This is a genomic window from Methylobacterium sp. E-005 (assembly GCF_022829725.1).
Classification (GTDB): domain Bacteria; phylum Pseudomonadota; class Alphaproteobacteria; order Rhizobiales; family Beijerinckiaceae; genus Methylobacterium.
In genome coordinates, this window is the sequence record NZ_JAKSYG010000178.1 from 1 (window position 1) to 3,121 (window position 3,121).

Below are 3,121 nucleotides of genomic sequence, written 5' to 3' on the forward strand. Positions count from 1 at the left end.
GTGCCCGGCTGCTCGGACATCCCGGTGATCGTATTGACGGGTCGCGAATTCTCAGCGGACGACCGGAGCAAGCTTCGCGGCGCGAGCCAGATCCTCAATCGTGGCGACCTCGCGTCGGCGAGTCTGGCCGAAAGGCTGAGAGGACTGACCGCCTGAAAAGGCTGAAGGTCCCGCAGCAACATCGGCATCGAGCCAACCTCAAAGTGCAATCTGAAATCAACAGCCCGGAAGCCCGAATGACGGGGCTGGGTCGGAGGCCTTGTGTCCGCTTTCCCGACTCGTTTGCTCCAAAGCGGAATGACGGTTCACGGCCAGCTCCAGTCGCGTTGGCGGGCGCCTTTAAACGGCTGGGTTGGGTGGCTTTCTGCCGGTCCGCTTTCAGGCAGAAATACACGGGGCCGGACGTTGCGGCCGCGCCTCCTCACGACCCAAAGCAGCCGGTCGAGCCGGTGCGGTTTGGGTATACCTCAGGCTATGGGGACCACCATCTCGAAGCGTAGTCCGCTGGCGTCGATGGTTCGCTCGAAGCGACCGCCCAGGCTGCGCTCGATGGTCTGTTTGAGAAGGCGGGAGCCGAACCCTGTGCCCTCGGCCTTCGCAGCGCGCGACGGGGCGGGACCTTCTTTCCAGATCAGCCGGGATGCGCCGCCCTCCATCCGCCCCTGAAGCTGGAGCATGCCGCCGCCGGACAGGGCACCGTACTTGGCGGAGTTGGTGGCAAGCTCGTGAAAGATCATCGCGTAGTCGTTGACCTTACCCGGAGGCGCAGCCACCGCGTCCTCGATGTCGATGTCGATGTTGGCGCCGTCCCGGTAGGGCGCCAGGATGCGCTCGGCGAGCGTGCCCATCGCCACATGCGCATGGTCTCCGTGCTGCGAGCGCGTCGCAAGGGCGGTCGCTTCGTGCAGCACGCCAAATCGCCGCGACAGGTCCTCGGCGAACAGCGGTGCCGACTTGGCTTCGCGGGCGACGATGGATGTGAGTGCCTGGGCCACCGTGAACATGTTCGAGACCCGGTGGGCCAGCTCAGCGGTCAGGAGCCGTTCGGTCTCCTCTGCCCGCTTGCGCTCCGTGATGTCCATGAAGATGGCCTGCACCCACTCGCCGACACGGCCTGCATCACCCCCGATGCCGCGTGCCGAGATCCAGCGCGCGTCCGGACCCTCGCCGATGCGGAAGTCGAAGCTGTAGGCCTGTGGGTCTCTCTCGCTGGCCCACCAGTCCTCTATCATCCCCGACCGGTCCTCGGCGTTCACGCGCTTGAACAGCTCGTCGATGCCGACGACGGCTTCAGACGTCCCCCAAAATTCGCGGCACAGGGCATCGAGCTGGGCCATCCGGCGGGTCGGTGACCACGCCCAAAGGGCGACGCCGCCTCGATGGATCGCACCGGTGAAGTTCTCCAGCGTCCACCCGTCGCCCGCCAGTTCGAGACCCTCAGCCATGACCTTCCCAGGTTGCGTTCCTGTCAGGACGAGGCGCTCGGCACCGTCCCGGTACATAACCCGCCGAGGCCATTCTAGCTCCGGCAAAGCTTCATTGAGCTGCTGCTTTAGGTACATGCCATGCAGCGTGACGCTTTCGCCCAGGCAACTCGACAGCAACCAATACAGGGTGGGCCAGTTGATGGGCCATGTGCTCGAAACGCCCTCTGGATGCCTCGGTAGTCCTCATCGTCGAGGATGATGACCTCGTGCGCATGAACGCAGTCGAGATGCTGGAGGACGCGGGCCTTACGGTGACCGAGGCATGCAACGCCGACGAGGCGTGGGGCATCCTCGAACAGCGCACAGACATCGGTGTCCTGTTCACCGACATCGACATGCCGGGGTCCATGTGCGGGAAGACGCTGGCCGAGCACGTCCATGCGTCATGGCCTGACATCCGTCTGGTCCTTACCTCCGGACGACATCGCCTTACCGATGAAGAGGTGCCGGACCACGGCCTCTTTGTGTCGAAGCCTTACCGCTTTCGGGACGTTCTCAAAGCCATTGCTCAAGCAAGGTAGCGATCATGACCGGGCAGGGCCTCGATGCGTTTGAGGAGCCGTTGCGCCCCCGTCATGTGCCACGATCCCCCACTCTGCCGGGACACTGTGCCTCGGACCTTTCTGCAAGGGTGGGATTTTACTAGGAGATGAACCAACAATCTGCGTCCTCAGCACCTTACGCCCTTGTCGTGGACGATGACGGGCTGATCCGCATGGACGCGATGTACATGCTGGAGGATGCCGGGTTCCGGACCTTCGAGGCCCGTGACGGCGACACGGCTATGGAGCTGCTAGCACAGTACCACGCCTCAATCGTCCTGCTGTTCACCGATGTGCAGATGCCCGGCTCCCGCAACGGCTTTGCCGTCGCTCGCGAGACCGCCCGCCGGTGGCCCCACATCGCCATCGTGGTGGCGTCCGGAGAGGTGCAGCCGGGATCGGACGATATGCCCGAGGGAGCACGCTTCATCGGCAAGCCGTTTACCGCCGAGATGGTGCATGACCACCTGAAAGAGATCTTGCCGGATGGTCAGAAACCAGAGCCACTGCGGGACTAGTGGTCGAAATCCGACAGTTGGTACCGTCTGTTTCCGACCAATTTTGTTGAAAAACTCGATGGCAGCGCCTCAGGCATCGTCCAACCTTAGGCATCGTCCAAGATGATGCCCGAGAGAAAATTGATCTCTCGCACCGCGGCAATCCTACACTTATAGGTTATTCTGGCGGCGCCGATAGTAGGACTTTCTCCGGTCGCCCCCCTTTCGCAGCGCTGCTTCGACCTACTTCCGAGATTTCAACAAAATCGATCGTAAGCAGCCGGGGACAGTGGACTGGAAAAGGTGCACTCAAGTCAGACCAATCGCTGCTGGCTTAAACGTCCGGTTTCAACCGCAGCGCCAAAGGCCGTTCACCACTCCGAGCTGAAGTTGCCGAACGGTTGACGAACGTCCGCTTCGGGCTAACGCCGACAGTGCTTCCGGCGGCTGGGTTGGGTCGATTCTGTTGAAAAACTCGGGTGTTGCAGCGGTTGTGATGAGGTGATTCACTCCTGTCGAGAGACGGAGATCGAAGCAGATGATGGGACCTCGGCAAGTCGAGCAGGGTGCCCTGTTCTACGAGTTCTCGCTCGAC

Annotated in this window: 3 protein-coding genes; 2 read left to right on the forward strand and 1 reads right to left on the reverse strand. The window is 62.3% G+C overall.

Going from position 1 to position 3,121, the window contains the following annotated elements:
* Positions 1-467: 467 nt before the first annotated feature.
* Positions 468-1,337 carry a sensor histidine kinase gene (locus tag MKK88_RS19470; protein ID WP_244002577.1) on the reverse strand — a complete coding sequence of 290 codons (870 nt, stop codon included), beginning with the start codon at positions 1,335-1,337 and terminating at the stop codon, positions 468-470.
* Between the two features lie 296 nt (positions 1,338-1,633).
* On the opposite strand from MKK88_RS19470, the gene MKK88_RS19475 reads away from it, so the two are divergent.
* Positions 1,634-2,008 (forward strand): response regulator, encoded by a 375-nt coding sequence (locus MKK88_RS19475; RefSeq protein WP_244002579.1) that lies wholly within the window; start codon positions 1,634-1,636, stop codon positions 2,006-2,008.
* Positions 2,009-2,136: 128 nt separating this feature from the next.
* Positions 2,137-2,547: a response regulator gene (locus MKK88_RS19480; protein WP_244002581.1), complete on the forward strand. Its 411-nt coding sequence runs from the start codon at positions 2,137-2,139 to the stop codon at positions 2,545-2,547.
* The last annotated feature ends 574 nt before the right edge of the window (positions 2,548-3,121 follow it).